General features: G+C 70.3%; 21 protein-coding genes. 13 read left to right on the forward strand and 8 right to left on the reverse strand.

The annotated features are described in order from the left end of the window. Window positions 1-2 precede the first annotated feature (2 nt). Window positions 3-1,025, reverse strand: coding sequence for a LacI family DNA-binding transcriptional regulator (locus NZH93_RS31105; protein ID WP_259626815.1), 1,023 nt, complete (start codon window positions 1,023-1,025; stop codon window positions 3-5). 181 nt (window positions 1,026-1,206) lie between these two features. Between NZH93_RS31105 and NZH93_RS31110 the strand changes: the two genes are divergently transcribed. From NZH93_RS31110 to NZH93_RS31140, 7 genes are all read left to right on the forward strand, one after another. Then, window positions 1,207-2,859, forward strand: coding sequence for a glycoside hydrolase family 13 protein (locus tag NZH93_RS31110; RefSeq protein WP_259626816.1), 1,653 nt, complete (start codon window positions 1,207-1,209; stop codon window positions 2,857-2,859). A 19-nt stretch (window positions 2,860-2,878) separates the two neighbouring features. Beyond that, the gene (locus tag NZH93_RS31115; protein ID WP_259626817.1) at window positions 2,879-4,225 is read left to right on the forward strand and encodes an ABC transporter substrate-binding protein; all 1,347 of its coding nucleotides are present in this window, start codon (window positions 2,879-2,881) and stop codon (window positions 4,223-4,225) included. Further along, complete coding sequence (locus tag NZH93_RS31120; protein ID WP_259626818.1) at window positions 4,222-5,199, forward strand: carbohydrate ABC transporter permease; 978 nt, start codon at window positions 4,222-4,224, stop codon at window positions 5,197-5,199. Before NZH93_RS31115 ends, NZH93_RS31120 begins: the two co-directional genes overlap by 4 nt. Next, window positions 5,196-6,059 carry a carbohydrate ABC transporter permease gene (locus tag NZH93_RS31125; RefSeq protein WP_259626819.1) on the forward strand — a complete coding sequence of 288 codons (864 nt, stop codon included), beginning with the start codon at window positions 5,196-5,198 and terminating at the stop codon, window positions 6,057-6,059. The genes NZH93_RS31120 and NZH93_RS31125 overlap by 4 nt, the downstream gene beginning before the upstream one ends. Window positions 6,060-6,084: 25 nt before the next feature. Next, entirely contained in the window at window positions 6,085-8,964 is a 2,880-nt protein-coding gene (locus tag NZH93_RS31130) for a CBM35 domain-containing protein (RefSeq protein ID WP_259626820.1), read from the forward strand. Window positions 8,965-9,040: 76 nt separating this feature from the next. Continuing rightward, window positions 9,041-9,349: a PadR family transcriptional regulator gene (locus NZH93_RS31135; RefSeq protein ID WP_259626821.1), complete on the forward strand. Its 309-nt coding sequence runs from the start codon at window positions 9,041-9,043 to the stop codon at window positions 9,347-9,349. Next, entirely contained in the window at window positions 9,346-9,645 is a 300-nt protein-coding gene (locus NZH93_RS31140) for a hypothetical protein (RefSeq protein ID WP_259626822.1), read from the forward strand. Before NZH93_RS31135 ends, NZH93_RS31140 begins: the two co-directional genes overlap by 4 nt. Here the strand turns inward: NZH93_RS31140 and NZH93_RS31145 are convergent. Then, entirely contained in the window at window positions 9,635-9,964 is a 330-nt protein-coding gene (locus NZH93_RS31145) for a hypothetical protein (RefSeq protein WP_259626823.1), read from the reverse strand. The genes NZH93_RS31140 and NZH93_RS31145 overlap by 11 nt on opposite strands. Window positions 9,965-10,079: 115 nt before the next feature. Between NZH93_RS31145 and NZH93_RS31150 the strand changes: the two genes are divergently transcribed. From NZH93_RS31150 to NZH93_RS31165, 5 genes are read left to right on the forward strand one after another with little or no spacing between them, the layout of a single operon-like run. Next, on the forward strand, window positions 10,080-10,913 hold the full coding sequence (locus tag NZH93_RS31150; protein WP_259626824.1) for a helix-turn-helix domain-containing protein: 834 nt from the start codon (window positions 10,080-10,082) through the stop codon (window positions 10,911-10,913). After that, window positions 10,891-11,028, forward strand: coding sequence for a DUF397 domain-containing protein (locus tag NZH93_RS51310; protein WP_372506927.1), 138 nt, complete (start codon window positions 10,891-10,893; stop codon window positions 11,026-11,028). The genes NZH93_RS31150 and NZH93_RS51310 overlap by 23 nt, the downstream gene beginning before the upstream one ends. A 47-nt stretch (window positions 11,029-11,075) precedes the next feature. Further along, complete coding sequence (locus NZH93_RS31155; RefSeq protein WP_259626825.1) at window positions 11,076-12,089, forward strand: chemotaxis protein CheB; 1,014 nt, start codon at window positions 11,076-11,078, stop codon at window positions 12,087-12,089. Next, window positions 12,086-12,832, forward strand: coding sequence for an ATP-binding protein (locus NZH93_RS31160; RefSeq protein ID WP_259626826.1), 747 nt, complete (start codon window positions 12,086-12,088; stop codon window positions 12,830-12,832). Before NZH93_RS31155 ends, NZH93_RS31160 begins: the two co-directional genes overlap by 4 nt. An 11-nt stretch (window positions 12,833-12,843) precedes the next feature. Continuing rightward, window positions 12,844-14,691 carry a CheR family methyltransferase gene (locus tag NZH93_RS31165; RefSeq protein ID WP_259626827.1) on the forward strand — a complete coding sequence of 616 codons (1,848 nt, stop codon included), beginning with the start codon at window positions 12,844-12,846 and terminating at the stop codon, window positions 14,689-14,691. Here NZH93_RS31165 and NZH93_RS31170 read toward each other — a convergent pair. The 5 genes from NZH93_RS31170 to aspS all read right to left on the reverse strand — a co-directional run bounded on the left by NZH93_RS31170 (window position 14,688) and on the right by aspS (window position 20,031). After that, on the reverse strand, window positions 14,688-15,026 hold the full coding sequence (locus NZH93_RS31170) for an STAS domain-containing protein (RefSeq protein WP_259626828.1): 339 nt from the start codon (window positions 15,024-15,026) through the stop codon (window positions 14,688-14,690). The two genes, NZH93_RS31165 and NZH93_RS31170, sit on opposite strands and share 4 nt — an antisense overlap. Before the next feature lie 50 nt (window positions 15,027-15,076). After that, window positions 15,077-15,856 (reverse strand): SGNH/GDSL hydrolase family protein, encoded by a 780-nt coding sequence (locus tag NZH93_RS31175; RefSeq protein ID WP_372506928.1) that lies wholly within the window; start codon window positions 15,854-15,856, stop codon window positions 15,077-15,079. Between the two features lie 102 nt (window positions 15,857-15,958). After that, window positions 15,959-17,158, reverse strand: coding sequence for a hypothetical protein (locus NZH93_RS31180; protein ID WP_259626830.1), 1,200 nt, complete (start codon window positions 17,156-17,158; stop codon window positions 15,959-15,961). A 140-nt stretch (window positions 17,159-17,298) separates the two neighbouring features. After that, the gene (locus tag NZH93_RS31185) at window positions 17,299-18,240 is read right to left on the reverse strand and encodes a DUF389 domain-containing protein (RefSeq protein ID WP_259626831.1); all 942 of its coding nucleotides are present in this window, start codon (window positions 18,238-18,240) and stop codon (window positions 17,299-17,301) included. Then, the gene (aspS, locus tag NZH93_RS31190; protein WP_259626832.1) at window positions 18,241-20,031 is read right to left on the reverse strand and encodes an aspartate--tRNA ligase; all 1,791 of its coding nucleotides are present in this window, start codon (window positions 20,029-20,031) and stop codon (window positions 18,241-18,243) included. Between the two features lie 131 nt (window positions 20,032-20,162). Between aspS and NZH93_RS31195 the strand changes: the two genes are divergently transcribed. Continuing rightward, entirely contained in the window at window positions 20,163-20,867 is a 705-nt protein-coding gene (locus tag NZH93_RS31195; protein WP_259626833.1) for a peptidylprolyl isomerase, read from the forward strand. A gap of 7 nt (window positions 20,868-20,874) precedes the next feature. Here the strand turns inward: NZH93_RS31195 and NZH93_RS31200 are convergent, their stop codons facing one another. Continuing rightward, on the reverse strand, window positions 20,875-23,178 hold the full coding sequence (locus tag NZH93_RS31200) for an NACHT domain-containing protein (RefSeq protein WP_259626834.1): 2,304 nt from the start codon (window positions 23,176-23,178) through the stop codon (window positions 20,875-20,877). Between the last annotated feature and the right edge of the window lie 209 nt (window positions 23,179-23,387).

The following is a 23,387-nucleotide window of genomic DNA, read 5'->3' on the forward strand; positions in this document are numbered from 1 at the left end:
TCTCACGTCCGGGGTCGGGTGGTGGAGGCGCGTTCGACCAGGTCGACGCCTATGGTGACCGGTTTGCGGGGCTGTTTGCCGCCCTCGATGGAGCTGATCAGCATCCGCACGGCCGTCGCTGCCTTCTCGCCGATGTCCTGGGCGATGGTCGTCAGCTTGGGCGTGACGTACGCGCACAGGTCCAGGTTGTCGAAGCCGATCACCGACAGGTCGTCCGGCACGGTCGCGCCGCTGTCCGCGACCCCTTCCATGATGCCGATCGCGAGGATGTCCGCGGTCGCGAAGACGGCGGTCGCGGCCGGGTGCGCCGCGAGCAGCCGCCGTCCGACCTCCAGGCCTTCGGCGTGGGTGGTGTTGACCGTCTCGATGAGGTCGTCCGCCCAGGTCAGGCCCGCGTCGGTGAACGCCTGGAGGAAACCCTCGAACCGCTGGTGCACCACGCCGACGTCGGAGAACGCCGGGCCCGCGAACAGGATCCGCCGGTGGCCGAGCCCGATCAGGTGTTCGGCGGCGAGCCGGGCGCCCGCGAAGTCGTCGGCGCGGACGCCCGTGGTGATCCGGTTCTTGGAGTAGCTGTCGACGGCCAGCACGCGGACCGCGCCGATCGTCGCCTTGGTGAGCCGGTCCAGCTCCTCGTCCAGGAAACCCAGCAGCACGGCGCCGTCCAGGCTCCACGACTGGAGCGCCTCGGTCACCTCGTCCGGGTGCGCGATGCCGCGCAGCAGCAGGTGGTAGCCGCGCTTGCGCAGTTCGCGCTCGATCTGGCCCGCGATGGCGACGTTGTGCGGGCTGATCATCATGCTGTCCTCGTCGGCCGCCGGCACCAGCAGCCCGATCAGCCGCGACGACTTGGCCGCAAGGCTCCGCGCGGACGCGCTGGGCACGTAGCCGCGCTCGGCCACGATGCGCCGCACGCGCTCGATCGTCTCCGGTGAGACGCGGGCCTTGTTGCCGTTGACGACGTTCGACACGGTCATCATGCTCACGCCCGCCTCGTCGGCGATGTCCCGCAGGGTGACCCGCACCTGTCGAACTCCTCTCGTCCGGCACCCAGGATACGACGCCCCTCAAGGGCCCGAGGCCGGTTCGACCGTTGACAGGGTGCCGGGGGTCACATTACCGTCCCTCTAGGTGGAGCGCTAAACCTAGTCGGCGGATCGAGCGGCTGGAGCGTCCACAGTGACCAGTCGTTCAGGATGGAGCCAAGTGAGCACCAGCACCTCGACCTTCGCGCGCAACGCTTCCACCGAGTCGACCGGGTGGTGGCGCAACGCCGTCATCTACCAGGTGTACCCGCGCAGCTTCGCCGACGGGAACGGTGACGGCACCGGCGACCTGGCCGGGGTGCGCTCCCGGTTGCCCTACCTGGCCTCGCTCGGCGTGGACGCGATCTGGTTCACGCCCTGGTACTCCTCGCCGCTGGCCGACGGCGGCTACGACGTGGCCGACTACCGGGCGATCGACCCGGCGTTCGGCACGCTGGAGGAGGCCGAGTCGCTGATCGCCGAGGCGGCGGCGCTGGGCATCCGCACCATCGTCGACATCGTGCCCAACCACGTGTCCGACCGGCACGAGTGGTTCAGGGCCGCGCTGGCGGCGGAGCCGGGATCGCCTGAGCGGCAACGGTTCTGGTTCCACCCCGGCCGCGGCGAGGACGGTGCGGAACCGCCGACGGAGTGGGTGTCGAGCTTCTCCGGCGGCACCTGGACGCGGACCGCGAACGCCGACGGCACTCCGGGCGAGTGGTACCTGCACCTCTTCGCGCCGCAGCAGCCGGACCTGAACTGGAACCACCCGGACGTCCGACGGGAGCACGAGGACGTGCTGCGGTTCTGGTTCGACCGCGGGGTCGCGGGGATCCGAATCGACTCGGCCACCATGCCGGTCAAGGACCCCTCGTTCCCCGCGCTGGTCGGCGAGCAGCGGCCCGGCGAGCACCCGTTCGTCGACCGCGACGAGCTGCACGACATCTACCGGGGCTGGCGCGCGGTCGCGGACTCCTACGACGAGCCGCGGATGCTGGTCGGCGAGATCTGGCTGGCCGACCAGCAGCGGTTCGCGCGGTACCTGCGGCCCGACGAGATGCACACCGCGTTCAACTTCGACTTCATGATGCGGCCGTGGGAACCGGCCCAGTTGCGCGCTTCCATCCAGTCCACTGTGGAGGCGCACCGGCCGGTCGGGGCGCCGCCGACGTGGACGCTGTCGAACCACGACGTCACCCGCCCGGTCACCCGCTTCGGCCGGGAGGACAGCTCGTTCGGCTTCGCCGCGCGCCGGTTCGGCATCCCGACGGACCTGGCCACGGGCAGGCGCCGGGCTCGGGCGGCGGCGTTGCTGACCGGCGCGCTACCGGGTTCGCTCTACCTGTACCAGGGTGACGAACTCGGCCTGCCCGAGGTGGAGGACCTGCCGCTCGGCGCGCTCCAGGACCCGATGCACTTCCGGTCCGAGGGCGTCGACCCCGGCCGCGACGGCTGCCGCGTGCCGCTGCCGTGGACCGCCGACGGGTCCTCGTTCGGGTTCGGCGACGGCGGCTCCTGGCTGCCGCAGCCCGCGGGCTGGGGCGAGTACTCCGTGTCGTCGCAGGAGGACGACCCCGGTTCGATGCTCTCGCTGTACCGCGCGATGCTGTCGCTCCGCCGGGTCGAGCCCGCGCTGCGCGGCGAGGCGTTCGACTGGCTCGACTCCGCCGACGGCGTCCTCGCCTTCCGCCGCGGCGAAGACCTGGTCTGCCTGGTGAACCTGGGTCCGACCCCGATCCCGTTGCCCCCGCACACCTCCGTCCTGCTCGCCAGCGGCGACCTCGACGGCGAACTCCTGCCCACCGACACAGCCGTCTGGCTGCGTTCCCGATGAATCCGCCCCTGGAGGGACGATGAAGTCCATCGCTGTTCTGGCGGTCGCCACCGCCGTGCTGGCCGCGTGTTCCGGCGGTGGCGCGCAGAGCGCCGACGGGAAGACCGTCGTGAACGTGTCACTCGACCCCGGCCTCGAGCAGGGGGCGATCGACGCGTTCAACGCCCGCGTGGCGCAGTTCGAGTCGGCGAACCCGTCGATCGACCTGGTGCCGCGCGAGTACAAGTGGGACGCGACCACGTTCACCACGCAGCTCGCGGGCGGAACGCTCCCGGACGTGTTCACGGTGCCGTTCACCGACGGGCGCGGGCTCATCGAGCGGAAGCAGATCGCGGACATCAGCGGTCAGGTGGCCGGGTTGCCGTACGCCGGGAAGTTCAACAAGGAGATCGCCAAGGCCGGGTCGGCCGACGACGGGAAGATGTGGGCGGTGCCGATCGCCGCGCACGGGCAGGCGCTGCACTACAACCGGACGCTCTTCACCCAGGCCGGGCTGGACCCGGACAAGCCGCCGACGTCGTGGGAGGAGATCCGGTCGGCCGCGAAGCAGATCTCGGAGAAGACCGGACAGGCCGGGTTCGCGATGATGACCAGCGGCAACACCGGCGGCTGGATCGCGACCACGCTCGCCTACGCGTTCGGCGGGCGCACGGAGAAGCTCGAAGGCGACACCGCGAAGTCCACCGTGGACAGTCCGGAGATGGTCAAGGCGCTCCAGGCGGTGAAGGCCATGCGGTGGGACGACAACAGCATGGGCGCGAACTTCCTGTACGAGTGGGGCACCATCAACCAGGACTTCGCCGCGGGCCGGATCGGCATGTACGTCTCCGGTGGCGGCAACTACGGGTCGCTCAAGGCGCAGAACGCGATGAAGCCCGAGGACTACGGCGTCGCGGCCCTGCCGCTGACCGGCGGCGCGAACGCCGGGGTGCTCGGCGGCGGCACGCTCGCCGCCGTCAGCGCCAAGGCGGAAGAGCCGGTCAAGGCCGCCGCCGTCAAGTGGATCGACTTCTACTACCTGGAGAAGCTGACCAACAAGGACGCGGCTGTAGCCGACGCGAAGACCACCGCCGACTCGGGCCAGGCCGTCGGGTCGCCGGAGCTGCCGGTGTTCGACAAGGCCGCGTTCGACGAGCGGATGACGTGGATCGCGCAGTACGTCAACGTCCCCGTCAAGCAGATGACGCCGTACACGGACAAGATGTTCGGCCAGCCGCTGGTGCCCGAGCCGACGCGCTCCACCCAGCAGGTGTACGCGCTGCTCGACCCGGTCGTGCAGTCGGTGCTCACCGACCGCGGCGCCGACATCGGCTCGCTGCTGAACGGAGTCCGGACCCAGGCGCAAGCCCTGCTGGACAAGAAGTGACCGCGCCGCCGTCGCTGCGTCCGGGGCCGTCCACGACCGCCGCTCCCCCGCCCGCCGTGCCCGTCCGCCGTCGTGTTCGACGGTCGCCGGTCACCTGGGTGCGGGGCGGCGGGCCGGCCACGGTGGTGTTCCTGCTGCCGATGCTGGTGGTGTTCGGGCTGTTCTCCTGGGCGCCGATCGTGCAGTCGGTCGTGATGAGCTTCCAGGAGACGAACCTGGTCACCGCGCCGACGTTCGCGGGGCTGGAGAACTTCCGGACCGTGCTGGCCGATCCGCTGCTGTGGACGGCCGTGCGGAACACCCTGTGGTTCGCGGTGCTGGCCCTGCTGCTGGGCTACCCGATCCCGCTGGTGGCGGCGGTGCTGATGAGCGAGGTGCGGCGGTTCAAGGGCCTCTACAGCACGCTGGCGTACCTGCCGGTGGTCATCCCGCCGGTGGTCGCGGTGCTGCTGTGGAAGTTCTTCTACGACGCGAGCCCCAGCGGCGTGTTCAACACGCTGCTGGGGGCCGTGGGGATCGGCCCGGTGCCGTGGTTGCAGGACGCGAGCACGGCGATGGTGTCGCTGGTCATTGAGGCGACATGGGCGGCGGCCGGTGGCACGGTCATCATCTACCTCGCCGCGCTGACCAGCGTGCCGCCGGAGCAGTACGAGGCGGCCGAGATCGACGGCGCGTCGGTGTGGGGCAAGGTCTGGCACGTGACCATCCCGCGGCTGCGGGGCGTCCTGCTGATCACGTTCATCCTCCAGATCGTGGGCACCGCCCAGGTGTTCCTGGAGCCGTTCCTGTTCACCGGCGGCGGTCCGGCCAACTCCACGACGACGGTCCTGCTGCTGATCTACAACTACGCGTTCGCCAACAGCCTCGGCGGTGACTACGGCTCCGCGACCGCGCTGAGCCTGATGCTCGCCGTGGTGCTGGGCGTCCTGTCGGCGATCTACTTCCGCCTCACCCGTTCCTGGAGCGCGTCATGACCGACCGCGGAGTGCTCTCGTCGTTCGACTGGCGGAGGGGACGGGTGCGCGGCGCGGCCCGCCTCGCGCACACCGTCCTGCTGGTGCTGCTGTTCCTGGCCGGTCTCGGTCCGGTGCTGTGGCTGGCGAAGTCGGCGATCACGCCGACGCAGGACACGCTGCGCGACCCGCTCGCGCTGTGGCCCAACGGGTTCGACTTCGCGAACCTGGCCACGGCGTGGACCCGCGTGAAGATCGACGAGTACTTCCTCAACACGGTGTGGATCGCGGCGGGCGCGTGGCTCGTGCAGCTCCTCGTCGCGACGACCGCGGGGTTCGCGCTGTCCGTGCTGCGCCCGCGCTACCGCAAGGCGCTCACGGGTGTGGTGCTGGCGACGCTGTTCGTGCCCGCGGTCGTGCTGCTGGTGCCGCTGTACCTGACTGTGGTCGACCTGTCGATGATCAACACGTTCTGGGCGGTCTGGCTCCCGGCGGGCGCGAACGCGTTCAACATCCTGCTGGTGCAGCGGTTCTTCGACAACCTCCCGCGCGAGGTGTTCGAGGCCGCGCGGGTCGACGGCGCGGGTCCCTTCCGCCTGTTCTGGTCGATCGTGCTCCCCCTGTCCCGGCCGATCCTCGGGGTGGTGTCGGTGTTCGCCGTCATCGCCGCGTGGAAGGACTTCCTCTGGCCGATGCTCGTCCTGCCCGACCCGGCCGTCCAGCCGCTGTCGGTGCGGCTGCCCGCGTTGCAGCGCTTCATCGAGCTCGACGTGTTCCTCGCCGCGCTCGCCATCTCGACGGTGATCCCTGTCGCCCTGTTCCTCGCCTTCCAGCGCCTCTTCCTCAACGGTGGCGCGCTGTCGGGCGCGGTCAAGGGCTGAGCCCCCAACGGAACGGATGCGAAAAGTGAAAACACCAAGGCGCCGCGGACGTCGCCTCGTCACCCTGCTGGCACTGACCGCACTGGCCCTCTCCCCCGTGGTCGACGCGTCCGCGGCGACCACCCGCGTCGAGGCCGAGCGCGCCGCGCTGTCGGGCGGCGCGGTCACCGCGACCGACCACCCCGGCTACAGCGGCACCGGTTTCGTCGGCGGTTTCACCGACGGCAACAGGGGCAACGCCAGGGCCACCTTCCAGACCACCGTCACCGCGGGCACGTACTCGCTGGTCCTTGGCTACGCCAACGGAACCGGCTCGACCAGGACGTTGACGCTGACCGTCGACGGCGGCGCGGCCCGCCAGATCTCCCTGCCCGCCACCGCGAACTGGGACACGTGGGGCACTTCCGGCACGAGCGTGGCGCTGGGTGCGGGCTCCCACTCCATCGCGTACACCTTCGGCACGGCCGACAACGGCAACGTGAACATCGACTACCTGGACCTCGTCCCGGCCACCCCCGACAGCGGTTCGCTGAAGGAGGCCGAGAACGCCGCCCTGTCCGGCGGCGCGGTCGTCGCGACCGACCACCCCGGCTACACCGGGTCCGGGTTCGTCGGCGGCTACACCGACGCGAACAAGGGCAGCGCCCGCACCACGTTCCAGGTGACCACCAGGTCCGGCGACCAGTCGCTGGACCTGCGGTACGCCAACGGGACCGGAACGGCGATGACGCTCTCGCTGCACGTCGACGGCACCAGGCTGCGGCAGGTGTCCCTGCCCGCCACGGCGAACTGGGACACCTGGGGCACCGCGTCCGAGACCGTGGCGCTGTCGGCGGGGTCCCACTCGGTCGCCTACGCGTTCGACGCCACCGACTCCGGCAACGTCAACCTGGACAGCCTCGCGGTGAACCCGGTCGTCGTCGCACCGCCCGCCGGACCGGGTGAGGCCGAGTCGGCCTTCCTCTCCGGCGGCGCGACCGTGGCCACCTCGACGTCCGGGTTCAGCGGCTCCGGCTACGTCACCGGCTTCGGCACGAACGGCGCCCGCGTCGTCCGCACGGTCGCGATGCCCGCCGCGGGCACGGCGACCGCCACGATCCGCTTCGCCAACAGCAGTGGGGCTTCGCGGACGCTCGCCGTGTCGGCCAACGGCCGGGACGCGGGCACCGCGACGCTCACCTCGGGCACGGGCTGGCGCACCACCGCGGTCTCCGTGCCGCTGCGCGCGGGGGTGAACACCCTGGCGCTGACCGGGAACGGTGGGGACGTGCTCGTCGACAGCGTCCTGGTCGCGAACGAGACCGCGCTCGCGAACCGCGGCGCGACCGTGCCGTACACGCAGTACGAGGCGGAAGCGGGCAGCACCACCGGAACCGTGCTCGCGGCCGACCGCACGTTCAAGACCGTGCAGTCGGAGTCCAGCGGCAGGCGCGCGGTGCGCTTGACCACCGGCCAATCCGTCAGCGTCACGCTCACCAAGCCCGCCAACGCGATCGTCGTGCGCTACTCGATCCCGGACAGCGCCGACGGCGCCGGGCAGACCGCCCCGCTGGCCGTGTACGCGAACGGGACCAAGAAGCAGGACCTCACCCTCACGTCGGCCTATAGCTGGGTCTACGGCGCGTACCCGTACACGAACAACCCCGGCGAGGGCAACGCCCACCACTTCTACGACGAGACCCGCGCGATCGTCGGGGACCTGCCAGCGGGCACGGTCCTCAAGCTCCAGAAGGACTCCGGCTCGGCCGCGTACGTCGACGTCGACCTGATCGACGCCGAGGTCGCCCCGGCCGCGGCCACCGCTCCCGCGGGCGCGCTGAACGTCACCGCCTACGGCGCCGTCCCGAACAACGGGTCCGACGCCACCGCGGCGATCAGGTCCGCCGTCTCGGCGGCGTCGGCGCAGAACAAGCCGCTGTTCATCCCGGCGGGCACGTTCCGGATCACCGCGGCGATCAGCGTCGCCAACGTGAAGATCTTCGGCGCGGGCCCGTGGCACACGGTCGTCCAGGGCACGGCCAACCGCGGCGGCTTCTTCGCCAACGGCGGCAACGTCACCATCGCCGACCTGGCGATCCACGGCGACGTCCGCTCCCGGCTGGACAACGCCTCGGACACCGGGATCGAGGGCAACTTCGGCACCGGCTCGCTGCTCCAGGACATCTGGATCGAGCACACCAAGACCGGCATGTGGCCGGACTCCGGCACGAACGGCCTGTACGCGGTCGGGATCCGCGTCCGCGACACGTTCGCCGACGGCGTGAACATCCACGCCAAGGACGGCCCGACCACGAACGTCCGGATCGACCAGTCGTCCTTCCGCAACACCGGTGACGACGCGCTGGCGATGTTCTCCGAGGGCCAGCCGGTGGTCAACGGCGCGTACACCCACAACACCGTGCAGGTCCCGCTGCTGGCCAACGGGATCGGCATCTACGGCGGCACCGGCAACCGGGCCGACAACAACCTGATCTCCGACACGGTGACCGCCTCCGCGGGCATCGCGATCAGCACCAGGTTCAACCCGACCCCGTTCACCGGCACCACGTACGTCCGGCAGAACACGCTGATCCGCACCGGCGGCCACGAGCCGAACTGGGACGCGCGGCTCGGTGCGCTGTGGATCTACGCGGACACCAAGGACATCACCGCGCCGGTCGTGGTGTCGGACATGACGATCACCGACAGCACCTACCAGGGTTTGCTGCTCAGCTACCAGAAGACCATCAGCGGGATCAGCTTCGACCGCGTGGCGATCTCCGGGGCGGGCACGTACGGGATCGAGCTGAACGCGGCGGGCAGCGCGTCGATCTCCAACACGACCGTGTCCGGCGCGGCGTCGGGCGGTCTGCTCAACTCCACCGGCTACACCCTCACCAGGGGCAGCGGGAACTCGGGCTTCTGAGTTCTCCGGGCCACCTCGCCTCCGGGCGGGGTGGCCCCCCTTGCGCGGCTTAAACTACATAGGTAGATTAGCCGTCGTGGAACCACTCGGGCGCATCGGCAGGACCACCGTCGACGTGCTCGCGGTCCTCCTGGAGAGCGACCGCCCGAGATGGGGCCTGGAGATCATCAAGACCACCGGCCGCCCGTCCGGCAGCGTGTACCCGTTGCTGGACCGCCTGGAACGCGCGGGCTGGGTCACGTCGTCGTGGGACGACGAGGAGCGGAAAGGCCCGCGCCGCAGGCTCTACGTCCTCACCCGCGACGGAGCCCTTGAGGCGCAACGGATCTGCGCCACCCGCCGCTCCCCCACGTGGAATCCCGGCAGACCGGAGGCGGCCGGGTGATCACCGTCCTCACCACCCTCATCCGCGACCCGGAGGTCCGCGCCCGCTACCGCGAGCAGTGGACGGCCGACCTCGACGGCGCCGCCGAACTCGGCCTGAGCCGCCGGGGTCTGCTGCTCGGCATCGCGGTGACCTGCCTCCGACTCCGCTTCACCACAGGGAAGGCCCACGAGATGTTGCCCATCGGTCCACTCGCCATCGCCTTGCGCCACCTCGGCAACCGGGGTCAGGTCCTGGTCGCCACGTCGTTGTCGGCGCTCTTTCTGCTCGGCGGGGCGCTGCTGCTCATCCGGTAGCGCGGCGCGGGAACCACAGCGTGTTCGGCGCGCACTTCGCGATCGTCGGCGCCCCACGGGTTCCGGGCGCGGGCAGTTCCAGGACCGCCCGCGCCACGTCGGCCGTCGTGCCGTCCACGGTCCACACGACGTTGCCGCTGAACGGCCGGTGGTCACTGCGCTCCCGCGCCGCCACCGCCTCCGACTCGCCCCAGATGTGGATGCGGTCGTAGAAGCCGTGCCAGCCGTAGGAGCCGACGACCACCACGATCTCGCCGCCGTCGTCGGTGATGTGCTGGAAGAAGAAGCCGCGCTCGACCAGTGCCCGCAGTTCACGCATGGAACCAGTGCACCGATTGCGCCTGTCGCAACGGAAGCCCGGCGCGTGCTTCTTTCGAGGGGACTTGGCATCAACGGGCGGAAGCGACCCCGGCTTGGCAATACCGTTCCACGACATGGGCGAACGCAGGTCCACCACCCGCAGCCAGGTACTCGGTGCGGAGTTGGCGCGGATCAGGAAGACCGCAGGCTTGGACGCGAAGGTGGTGGCCGAGAAGCTCGGATGGGCAGGGAGCAAGCTGTCGCGGATCGAGCAGGGCAAGCAGGGCGTCGAGGACATCGAACTGTTGGCCCTGCTCACCGTTTGCGATGCCTTGGGCGACAACATGGTCAGGCTCCTGGACTTGAATCGGGAGTCCGGCCAGGACACCTGGTTGCACATGTTCGGCAAGGGACCGGGTGGACGCACTCGCGCGCTGACGACCGAGTTGCAGCGGGCGACCACGATCATCAACTACGAGTGCTCCCTGATTCCGGGGTTGATCCAGACCGAGGGGTACATCCGGGCGCTCACCACTGTCGACCAGGACGAGCTGGTCGATCAACGCAAGGCCCGGCAGGAGGTGCTCCGAGGTGCCCGCGCGCCGCTCGCCACCTTCCTCATCGAGGAGAGCGCCCTCCGACGGCCGATCGGCGGACCGGCCGTCATCCACGACCAGTTGATGCACCTGGCGTTCCTCGCCGAGTGGAAGCGCGTCTCGATCCGAGTGCTGCCCACTTCGGCAGGCATGCACGCGGGCGTGGACGGCTCTTTCCTGCTGCTCGACAACAAGGAGAGGAAACCCCTGGTCGTCGTCGGCATCAAGACCGCCAACGTGTACCTGGAGAGGCGAGAACAGGTCGCGAAGTACGTGCGGTCAGCCGAAGAACTCGTCGGCCGGGCACTGTCGCCCGAACATTCACGACGTTTCATCGCACGACTGGCCGATGATCCCGATCTGGCAGGGTGAAGTCGCTCTGACCTCGCGGTTCGTGGCCGTGCGGGACTCCAAGAACGCGGCCGGTCCTTCCTTGGCGTTCACACCGTCGGTATGGCGGAAGTTCACGGGTGTCTTTCGGGTCTGACCAGGTTCACACTGGGTACCCCGCCATCAAACAAGGGGTTGAGGCGGATGGCTCTGGAACCTCGTGACCTCGTCGTGGTAGGTGCTTCGGCGGGTGGTGTCGAAGCGCTGCGGAACTTCGTGTCCGGTCTGCCGCTCGGTCTGCCCGCTGCCGTCGTGGTGGTGCTGCACCTGCCCGCGGGCGGGAACAGCGCGTTGCCGGCGATCCTGGCGCGCAGCGGGCTGCTCCCGGCCGTGAGCGCGCGGCACGGCATGGAACTGGAGCACGGGCTGATCCACGTGGCGCCGCCCGACCACCACGTCGTGGTCGACGACGGGGTGCTGACGTTGTCGCGCGGGCCCACGGAGAACGGGCATCGGCCCGCCGTGGACGCGCTGTTCCGGTCCGCCTCGCTGGCGCGCGGGCCGCGCGTGATCGGGGTCGTGCTGTCCGGGGCGCTCGACGACGGCACGGCGGGCATGGTCGCGATCTCCGCGCGGGGCGGGGTGACGATGGCCCAGGACCTGGGTGACGCGCTCTACCGCGGGATGCCGGGGAGCGTGATGAGGCACGTCCGGATGGATCACGTGCTGCCCGCCCGGCTCCTGGGTTCCGCCGTGCGCAGGCACGCGGGCGAACTGGTCGAGACCGACGGTCTGCCCGCGCCGCCTGCGCTGCTGCGGATGGAGACCCTGTTCGCGGTGCAGAAGACCGTCGAGGTGAACGACCTCGGCGAACCGTCCGGCTTCAGTTGCCCCGACTGCTCGGGCACGCTCGTGGAACTCGACGCCGAACGCAAGCGGTTCCGGTGTCGAGTCGGCCACGCTTGGACCGCCGACGCGCTGTTGGACGCGCAAGCGGGCACACTGGAGCGCGCGCTGTGGACCGCGCTGCGCACATTGGAGGAAAAAGTGAGCCTGGCCCGCAAATTGCGGATGGACGCCCGGAAACGGGGCGGCGAGAGGCTCGCGGAGAGGTACGCGCGAACCGAGGAGGAATCCGCGCACGCCGCTGGTGTGCTGCGGGGCTACCTGTTGTCCGATGCCGTCGGCGAGCAGGCCCATGCGAATCGCTTCTCGTGATCACCCTGGGGTTGACGCCCGAGGAGGGCGCGACCGTGGTGGAGGCGACGGGCAGGCTGGACCTGTCGAGCTACGCGGAGTTCCGCGACGGGCTGTTGAAGTGCGCGGTGACCGAGCCGACGGCGATCATCGTCCACCTGCTCGACGGATTCGAGGCGTCCGGGACCGCTGAGCTGAGCGTGTTCGCGACGGTGTGGATGCGGGTGTCGGAATGGCCGGGGGTGCCGGTGATGGTCGTCGCCGACGACCTCATGCGCACGACCCTGACGCTCAGCGGCATCGCCAGGTTCGTGCCGCAGTACCCCACGGTCCGGCTGGCACTGGACGCCATCGGCGCCCCGCGGACGAGGCGCAGGCACGAGGTCCAACTCCCCTTCTCCTCGGCGACGCCGCGGCTCGCGCGGGGGTTCGTGCGGGACACGTGCGAGCGGTGGGGAGTGCCGGAGATCCTGGACCAAGCGGTGCTGGTCGTGAGCGAACTGGTGGAGAACGCCGTGCAGCACACGGGGTCCGCGCCGTCGCTGCGGCTGGAACTGCGTCCGGGCCAGTTCGCGGTCGCCGTCCACGACGAGGACCCGACCATGCCGAAGCTGCGGCCGCTGACCCCGGACCAGCCGGGCGGCCGCGGCCTGCCGCTCGTGCAGGCCGTGAGCAAGGCGTGGGGGGCCTCGCCCAGCCCCCGTGGCGGGAAGGTCATCTGGGCGGTGCTGCCGCTCACCGACGGCTCCCCGTCGAGCGAGTAGCGTTACCCGCCGTGACCGATCGCCAGCCAGAGCCCGACCGCGACTTCGAAGAAGTGCTCGCCTACCTGAAGGAGGCGAGGGGTTTCGACTTCACCGGGTACAAGCGCACGAGCCTCATGCGGCGCGTCGCGCACCGGATGAGCCAGGTGTCGATCGACAGTCACACGGAGTACATCGACTACCTCCAGTTGAACCCCGACGAGTTCAACGCGCTGTTCAACACCATCCTGATCAACGTCACGGGCTTCTTCCGCGACCCCGAGGCGTGGGAGTACCTGCGCGGCGAGGTCATCCCGTCCATGCTGGGCGAACGCGGCCCGGACGACCCGATCCGCATCTGGAGCGCGGGGTGCGCGTCCGGCGAGGAGGCGTACAGCATCGCCATCGCGCTGGCCGAGGCACTGGGGCCGGACGCGTACCGGCGGCGGGTCAAGATCTACGCGACGGACGTGGACGACGAGGCCCTCGCCCAGGCCCGGCAGGCCAGCTACACCGCCCGCGAGCTGGAAGGCCTGGAGTCGGAGCTGCTGGAGAAGTACTTCGAGGCGCACGACGGGCGGTTCTCGTTCCGCAAGGACCTGAGGCGCACGGTCATCTTCGGCCGCAACGACCTGGTGCAGGACGCGCCGATCTCGCGCATCGACCTGCTGATCTGCCGCAACACGTTGATGTACTTCACCCAGGAGACGCAGGCGAAGATACTGGGGCGCTTCCACTTCGCGCTGGTGCCGCGCGGCGTGCTGTTCCTCGGCAAGGCCGAGATGCTGCTCAGCCACACCCGCATCTTCGACGCCGTCGACCTCAAGCGGCGGATCTTCCGCCGGGCCGCGAGCGGCAACGGCGCCTCGCACTTCGTCACGCACGCGTTCGTGCAGGACCGGCGGATCGACATCGGCGGGCTCGACCAGTTGCGCGAACTGGGTTTCTCCGCGAGCCCGGTCGCGCAGGTCGTCGTGACGAGCGACGACGTGGTCGCGCTGGTCAACCACCAGGCGGAGGCGACGTTCGGGTTGTCCGGCAAGGACGTCGGCAGGCCGCTGCGCGACCTCGACCTCTCCTACCGGCCGGTCGAGCTGCGCGGCTACGTCGACCAGGCGCGGCTGGAACGGCGGACGCTGCGCGTCAAGGACGTCGAGTGGGCCCGCGGTCCCGGCGACACGATGTGGTTCGAGGTGCACGTCAACCCGCTCGTGGACTCGGGGAACGGCATCCTCGGCGTCTCCATCGTCTTCCACGACGTCAGCGCCGCGCGGCGACTGCTGGAGGAGTTGGAGCAGGCGAACCACCAGCTCGAAGCGGCGTACGAGGAACTCCAGTCGACCAACGAGGAACTGGAGACCACGAACGAGGAACTCCAGTCCACAGTGGAGGAACTGGAGACGACCAACGAGGAGCTCCAGTCCACCAACGAGGAACTGGAGACGATGAACGAGGAGCTCCAGTCGACCAACGACGAGCTCCAGACCATGAACGACACCCTGCGCGACCGCAGCGGGGAGCTGGACGAGGTCAACGGTTTCCTGGAGTCGATCCTCACGTCGCTGCGCGCGGGCGTCATCGTGCTGGACCTGGAGATGCGCGTGCTGGCGTGGAACCGCGGCGCCGAGGAGCTGTGGGGCATGCGGCGCGACGAGGCCGAGGGCATGCACCTGCTGAACCTCGACATCGGCCTGCCGCTGCCGGAACTGCGGCCCGTCGTGCGGCAAGCGCTCTCCGACGGCTCGTTCACCACCGAGGTCAAGGTGGACGCGGTCAACCGCCGCGGCCGGGACGTGCACGTCCGCGTCGTGTGCACGTCACTGCGGTCGAGCACCGGTGAGCCGAACGGCGCGATACTGGTCATGGAGCAGCACGTCTAGCAGGCTTCGGCGACGTCCCGCACGATCACGAACTCGCGCAGCAGGTCCATGACCTCCAGCGGGCGCAGGACCGTCTTGGTGTCGGCGACGAGCCGGAACGGGAGGCCCTGCTCGCGGCACACGCCGCTCAGCTCCAGCAGCAGGCTGATGCCGGTGGAGCCGAAGAAGGTGACGCCGGTGCAGTCCACGACCAGCGAGACGGGTTTGCTCTCCAGGGCTTGGCGAGCCACCACCCAGACGTCCGGGGCGGTGTCGCTGTCGACGTCACCGCGCACTACGACGACGGCGCAGCCCGCCTGGCGGCGCTCGTCCACCGCGAATTCCGGGTATTCCACCAGTGCTTCCCCGACCGGTCGACAGTGTGTGCTTGTCCGTGGCTGTCCTCTCAACCGTCTCCGAGGGTAGCCCCGTCCCGGTGCCCTGTCCGATCGGATCGGTCAAGACCGGCGTCCGAGACCATGATCCGCACCACCATCGGCACCAGGTCGCGGCTCCGCCGCCAGAGCCACGGGAGGCCCTTCAGGACCAGCCACGCGGCGTGGTGCAGGGGTGTCGTGCGCACTCCCCCGACGCACTCCAGGCTGACCGGAGCCGTGCCCAGCACCTCCGCGAACGCCGCCGCCAACCGGCGATGTCCCAGCTCAGAGGGGTGCAGGCGGTCCACGCTCCACGTCGACGCGTCGTAGGCGCCGGGCAGCAGGTCGAGGTCGACGCAGCCGATGCCGTGCCTCGCCACGACGGCGTCGACCACCTCGTTCACGGCGGCGACGCGGGCCGACAGGGCCCGGCGCAGCGCACCGGGCAGCCGGAACACCCGACCGTGGTCGTGGAAGCGGACGGTGACGATCATCGCACCGGCGGACCGCAGCGCGCCGACGACGTGGTCCAGGTCGTGGTGCAGCCGCACCGGGTCGAAGTCGGAGCGCAGCGTGTCGTTCATGCCCGCCAGCACGACCACGGCGTCCGGGCGGGCCGCCAGCGCGAGCGGGAGCTGCCGCGTGCGCACGCAGCCGACGCGGGCGCCGGGGAACGCGAGGTTGTGGTAGTCGGGGAAGGCCGCGCCCAGCAGCGGACCGAAGCCGCGCCAGCCGCCGGGAACGGGGTCGCCGATGCCGACCGAGGTCGAATCTCCCAGCACCACGAGGGTTCGCACGAGCGCCACCATCGCGCAGCCGGGTGACCGGGTGGGAACAGCGTGGCGAACGCCGTGTGCGCACTGCCGGAACGCCTGGTACGGCGGGCTTTTCCGGACCTGGAGCGGCTCCGGTTACCGGAAGGCTGGGTAGAGCTGGAGGTTCGTGGCCTTCTCGCCGTAGCGCTCGACCAGGGCGCCGATGACGGCGTCCGCGTGCTCCACGATGGCCGTCGCGCCGAGCGACGCGGCGTCGGTGCGCAGCCGCACCCACCGCGACGTGAGGATCGTGCTGCGCGGCGGTGCGTCCTGGCCCCGGTGACCGCTCTGCTCGGTCGCGGTCAGCTTCGGCAGCGCCCGCCACGTCGACAGCCACACCCACAGGAGCTGCGACTCCAGCAGGCGCGGCAGGAACACGGCGTCGTCGTCCAGGTCCGGCCACACCGACCCGACCTCGGCGCGCCACGCGGCCACCATCGCCTCGGACATGCCCGCGGGCAGGCCGTACGCGCACCAGCAGGACGGGAACGGGACGCGCAGGCAGGCGGCGTCGAACACGATGTCGCGGACGCACCCGCCCTCGAAGTCCAGGAACCGGACGCCCTTGCTGGTGACGAGGTGGTTGTCCGGGCACGACGTGGACGGGCTGAACGCGCGGCGGCGCGAGGACACGAAGCCCTTCACCGCGAGGGCGGCGAAGTCGCGGGCCTTGCCCGTGGTCTCCACCTCCAGCTCGCGTTCCAGCAGGTCCGGCAGGCCCTCCAGGGCGGCGTGCACGTCCACGGCGACCGGGTCCTGGCAGCACTGGGTGCCCTGGCGGCGCATGAGCGCGTCGAAGTCCGCGTCCCGGCCCGCGGTGGTGGCGTGCAGCCTGCCCATCGCGTGCGCCCACGACAGCAGCCCGCGCTCGGCGGCGCGGGCGTCCCTGCCGAGGAGCTTGTCCGCCAGCCGGGGGGCCTTGCCGAGGTCTTCCAGCACGACCAGCCGCTTGCGGATGTCGTGCGCGACCAGTTCGGGGGTCAGGCGCTCCTCGGACGGCAGGGCGGTCAGCAACTGGTGGCTGACGGTCTCGTGCGCGAACGGGTCGCGATCGGCGGCGGCGGGCGGGTACCGCTTGACCACGAGGGTGCGCGGGAGGGAGAACGGCGTCGCGGCAACCCTGACCCGGACGACGACGGACCGGCCTGCTCCCCCGAGGTCCTCGGGATCGGCAAGCCTGATCTGTGCTCCGAAACGCCCGCTCAACACGGACTGCGCGGCTGCCACCGCCTCGTCGATCTCCGGCGTGGCAGCGTTGTCGACGTCCGGTGAGCCGGCCGTGATCTCCACGCTCATCCCCTCCGACCCTACTCCGTTGGCCATGGTGCGGTGCTGGTTGACAGAAGTCGGCTGGGCATCGTGACGGTAGTGCTCCACCGGTGATGACCACCACTACTAGTTGGTAACGGCTTCGAACCATACGAGATGTAGGGCCGTTATCCCGTTGACAGCGGTCTGCCCGTGTCGCCCGCCCGGTTTTTCCGGCTGCGCACCGCCAGGACCAGGGACGCCGCCACCACGATGCCCACCAGGTTGACCACGAGCTGTCCCGTGGACTGGGCGAAGCGTTCCCACTCACCGAGAACGGCGGCGACGGCGGCGTAACCCGCGGCCGGAACGGTGGTCACCGAGATGAAGACGCCGACCAGCGCGGCCGACTTCGCCGAGGTCATCGACAGCATCCCGGCCGCTCCGGCCAGCAGCGCGACGATCAGCGAGAACGGCCCGACGGTGTACACGAAGTCGAACTCGTGCTGGTCGATCACGGTCTGCCGGTCGAACAGCCCGGTGAACGACCCGATCTGCGCCCCGATGACGGTGACCAGCATGGCCGCCGGGAACCCGACAGCCAGCGCCAGCGCGGCCCGGCGGACCAGGTCCCAGCGCTTCAGCACCAGACCGACCGAGATGGCGGCGAGCGGCCCGAACTCCGGACCGACGACCATCGCGCCGACGAGCGTCACGGTCGAGTTCGTCACGACCCCGACCGCCGCCAGCAGGCACGCGATGCTCAGGAACGCCAGGAAGGTCGCGTTGAGCCGCGACTCCTCCCCCGTGCGGGACAGCAGCTCGTCCCAGACCACGGCGTCCGCGCCCTCACCGGGCGCGGCGTCCTGGGCCTGGTCGGCGGCGTCCGACAGGGCGGTGTCGATCTGCTCCAGCGTCACCCCGCCGTCCTTGTCGACGCCGAGGCCGCACAGGGAGGCCACCACCTCGTCGGTGGCCTCCCGTGCGACGTCCGCCTCGACGACGTCGCCCGCGGGGTCGATCGCCGCCCCGCGCAGCAGCACCACGTGCGTCGCGCCGGGATGTTCCTTCAACACGGCCAGCACCCGGTCGGTGACGTCGACCGGGCAGACCGCGCGTAAGTGCAGCACCTACTTGTCTGTCGCGGACTTGTCCACCGGGGGCTTGGCGTCCACGCCCGCCTCCTTGCGCTGCAACGGCGTGATCGGGGCCGGGGCAGCGGTCAGCGGGTCGTAGCCGCCGCCGGACTTCGGGAACGCGATCACGTCGCGGATCGAGTCCGTGCCGGACAGCAGCATGGCGATCCGGTCCCAGCCGAACGCGATGCCGCCGTGCGGCGGGGCGCCGAACTTGAACGCGTCGAGCAGGAAGCCGAACTTCTCCTGCGCCTCCTCCGGCCCGATGCCCATCACGCCGAACGCGCGCTGCTGCACGTCGGCGCGGTGGATACGAATCGAGCCGCCGCCGATCTCGTTGCCGTTGCAGACGATGTCGTAGGCGTAGGCCAGCGCGTTGCCGGGGTCGGACTCGAAGTTGTCCAGCCACTCCGGGGTGGGCGAGGTGAACGCGTGGTGCAGCGCGGTCCACGTGCCGCCGCCGACGGCGACGTCGCCGTCCTTGAGCTTCTCGGTCGACTCGAACATCGGGAAGTCCACGACCCACACGAACGACCAGGCGTTCTCGTCGATCAGGCCGACGCGGGACGCGATCTCCACGCGGGCCGCGCCGAGCAGCGACCGAGCGCCGTCCGGGTCGCCCGCCGCGAAGAACACGCAGTCGCCGGGGTTCGCGCCGACGGCCTTCGCCAGGCCCTCGCGCTCGGCCTCGGACAGGTTCTTGGCAACCGGGCCGCCGAGCGTGCCGTCCTCGGCGACCAGCACGTACGCCAGGCCGCGGTGGCCGCGCTGCTTCGCGAACTCCTGCCAGCCGTCGAGCGTGCGACGGGGCTGGTCCGCGCCGCCGGGCATGACGACCGCGCCGACGTACGGGGCCTGGAAGACCCGGAACGGGGTCTCCTTGAAGTAGTCGGTCAGCTCGACCAGTTCCACGTCGAAGCGCAGGTCGGGCTTGTCCGAGCCGTACTTGGACATGGCGTCGGCGTAGCTGATCCGGCGGAACGGCTGCGGCAGCTCGTGGTCGGCGAGCCCCTTCCACAGCGCGGAGATGATCCGCTCGCCGAGGGCGATGACGTCGTCCTGCTCGACGAAGCTCATCTCGATGTCGAGCTGGGTGAACTCCGGCTGGCGGTCGGCGCGGAAGTCCTCGTCCCGGTAGCAGCGGGCGATCTGGTAGTACCGCTCCATGCCGCCGACCATCAGGAGCTGCTTGAACAACTGCGGCGACTGCGGCAGCGCGTACCAGGAGCCGGGGCGCAGGCGCGCGGGCACCAGGAAGTCGCGGGCGCCCTCCGGGGTCGAGCGGGTCAGCGTCGGCGTCTCGACCTCGACGAACTTCTCGGCGTGCAGCACCTCGCGGGCGATGCGGTTCGCCTCGCTGCGGGCGCGGATCGCCTTGGCCGGGCCGCTGCGGCGCAGGTCCAGGTAGCGGTGCTTGAGGCGGGCCTCCTCGCCGACCTCCAGGTGGTCGTCGAGCTGGAACGGCAGCGCGGCCGACTCGTTCAGGACCTCCAGCTCGGTCGCGTAGACCTCGATGGCGCCGGTGGGCAGGTCGGGGTTCGCGCTGCCCTCGGGGCGCGCGGTCACGTCGCCGACGATCTTCACGACGAACTCGGAGCGGAGGCGGTGCGCCCGCTCCGCCATCTCGCCCTCGCGGAAGACGACCTGGGCGACACCGGAGGCGTCGCGGAGGTCGATGAAGATGACCCCGCCGTGATCGCGCCTGCGGGCCACCCACCCGGTCAGGGTGACGGACTGCCCGGCGTGCTCGGCCCGGAGCGTCCCGGCCTCGTGCGTGCGCATCACGGGTGCTGCTCTCCTCGTGCTCATTTATCCGACTGGCGGCTGGCAGTCAAGGCTAGCCAACAGCCCCGTGGCGACACCCACCAGGTTTCCGATTCACTTGTGGGTGACGGCGGGAACCGTAGGATCCGCTGGTGCCGAAACGCCTGCTGGTGATCGTCTTCGCCCTGCTGCTGACGTCGGGCTGCGCGGTCCGCGTGAACGGGGTGCCCGTCGCGGGCGTCGCCGCCTCCACCACCGCGACCACGTCCCGTGGCGCCTCCACCACGGGTTCCCCGTCGCCCGCGGGGCAGTGCGAGTACGCCAAGGACACCTCCCCCGGCGCGCTCCCCTCGAACGGCTTCCCCGACTCGAAACCGGGCACCGGGAAGACCACGGCCACGTTCACCACCGACAAGGGCACCCTGACGATCGACCTGGACCCGACCGCGGGCCCGTGCTCGGTCGAGGCGATCCGCTACCTGGTGAAGAAGAAGTTCTACGACGGCACGTCGTGCCACCGCCTGACCACCAACCCGAGCCTCGGCGTGCTCCAGTGCGGCGACCCGTCCGGCACCGGGACGGGCACGCCGGGGTTCCGGTACGAGGACAAGCTGCCCACCCGCGGCGCGTACGTGCGCGGGGTCGTGGCGATGGCCAACGCCGGACCGGGCACCAACGGGAGCCAGTTCTTCATCGTCCACGGCGCCGCGCAGATCGACTCGGACTACCCGGTGGTCGGCAAGGTGCGGTCGGGCATGGAACTCGTCGACGCCGTCGTGGCGGGCGGTGTGGAGGGTGGGGCGCAGGACGGGAAGCCCGTCAAGCCGATGACGTTCACGAGTGTCGTGGAGGGGTGACGGCGGGTCACTCCCCGTCGGGTTTCGCGGCCACGCGCCGACGCACCAGTTCCGCCAGTCGAACCGGGTCGCAGGCGGCCAGGTGGTCGCGGACCAGCGCGTGGACGAACCGGTACTCCCCGTCGACCTCGGTGAGCAGGATCCGGTCGCTCGCGAACCGCAGCAGGACCGTCCTCCGCCAGGGCAGTTCACCGTGCGCCAAGGGCTTGGCGAGCAACTCCGCCAGGCCGTGGGTCACGTCGAACGGGAAGATCGCCTGGACAGCGGTGACCGGACCGATCAGCAGCCCGATCGCCAGCCCGGTCAGCGACCCGAGCACCGACGTGTCGAACGACGCGCCGAGCAGCCCGGCGGCACCGAGACCCGCCCCCGCGCCGACGAGCAGGACGGCGAGGTCGAGGAGCACCCACCTCCCCCTCGGACCCGGTGACCCGAACCCCGCCCGGTCGGCGGTCGCCCACAGCCTGGAGAAGCTCATCGTGACCGTCCCCGTGAGACCGCCGACCGCGAAGCCCGTGGCGAGGCCTGCGACCAGGTCCGGCGACGGCCCCGTCCAGATCATCACCACCGCCGGGACCAGCGACGCGATGAACGAGAGGGACCCCGGCGTGTAGCTGTTGAACGTCACCAGGTTGGCGAACGCCACGGCGAACGTCACGAGCACGACCAGACCGACGCCGACGAAGTCCGGCCCGGAGCCGACCAGGAGCCCGAGCTGCCGAGCGGACCAGACGGCCACTCCCGCTCCGACCGCGCCCGCCGCGAAACCCGCCGCGCCCCAGTGCCAGGAACGCCGGTCACCCCGTTCGGGCCGGACCGGCACGCGGTCCGACCTGCCGCGGGCGACGAGGACGAGGATGAACAGCGCGGAGCAGGCGGTGACGACCGAAGCCTCGACCAGCCCGAACCTCGACCCCACCGCGAACCCGAAGGCCGACAGCATCCCGATGAGCATCGCGGGCTCGAACCGGGTGAACATGCGGTGGACCGCCTGTGCCGGAACGAAGTCCAGCCACGCCACCCGGTACATCAGCTTGCGCCGGGCCACGAGGTCGTTCCAGAACGGGTTCTTCGCGACCAGCGCGAGGAACCGCAACCCGCGGATGACGCGCTCGCTGTCGAAGGGCGCCTCGGGGGCGTGACGGCGCACCAGCATCTCCACGACGTAGGCGTCGAAGAGCCGCCGGTGGGGTTCCTCGTGCGCGCCGACCTGCTCGGGCGCCCCCGCGGCCTCACCGCTCCGGTAGGTGAGCGCCATGATGTTGAGCATCAACGGCGAGTCGAGCAGCTCCCACAGCCTCGGCGCGTCCTCCAAGGCCCCGCGAACGCCGTCCAGCACCGGGCTCACCGCCCCGAGGTAGTCCTCGACGACGTGCCGCTCCAGCGGTTCGATGCGGACGGCCTGGTAGAGCTTGAGCTTCTCCTTGAGGGTCTGGTAGTCCTTGATCCGCGAGCAGACGGCCACCTGGTTGCCGAACTGCTCGGTCAGGGCGTTGATCTTGTCCACGCAACTGTTCCGGTCGTCCCCGTTCACCTCGTCCAGCCCGTCGAGCAGCAGGACGAGCCGCCCGGCCCTGAACCACTTCTTGACGTGGCCGATGGGCAGCTTGTAGCGGTCGACCACCTGTGCCAGGAGCCAGGGCTCGAACTCCGGGAGCGGGTTGAGCTGTGCGCTCAACCTCAGGCTGTTCTGGCTGGACGGTGACCACGACGCCAGGTCGACGACGATCGGGAGCGGTCTGGTCGAGTCCTCGCGGGCCTCTTCCACCAGCTTCTGGCACAGGTGCAGCAGGACGGTGCTCTTGCCGCTCCCCGGATCACCCAGGACGAGCAGTTCGCTGTGGTTGTCGGTGAAGAGCCTGGCGATGTCGTGGTTCGACGACGGCTCGCCCAGTTCCACGTACGGGTCCTCGATGAGGTCGACCGGGCAGATGACCATGCTGGGTTGCGGTGACAGCTTGAGGTCCAGTTCACGACCCGTGCGGCGGCCCAGTGAACTGTCCAGGCGGCTGCCCACCCACGACTCGATCCTGTTCAGCGCGGCCCGTCTGTTCGAGGGGTGGTCCCAGCGGCCCTTGAGGTAGGGCTCGCTCTTCGCGCGTAAGCGGTCCCAGGTGCCCAGTACGACGGTCACGGCGGTGAGGACCGCCACGGCGGGCCAGAGCCAGTCCTGGAAGCGGGCGAGGAAACCGGGGGCGGTTCCGCCGGTGCCGACGTTGATCGCGATCGGTAGCAGGACGAGCGTCGTCACGGCGCTGAGGCCGACCACCGCGGCTGTGCGCGCCACCCGGATGAACCGCTGCCACGTCATGCCCGCCCTCCACGGGTCGACTACCGCAGTCGTGTCGTCGTGTCGTCGTCTCGCCGGATCGCGGCGGTGGACGGTGAACGATGAACGAGATGCTCCGGGACGATCGCCGATCACCTGGGCGGTGGGTTGGGCCTGCCAGGTGAACTTGGGGTGATTTCGCCCGTTCGGAGCATTCCGAATGACGTTTTGTGCGGGCTGCGGGGGCGGGG

The sequence above is a fragment of the Umezawaea endophytica genome (assembly GCF_025061645.1).
GTDB lineage: Bacteria > Actinomycetota > Actinomycetes > Mycobacteriales > Pseudonocardiaceae > Umezawaea > Umezawaea endophytica.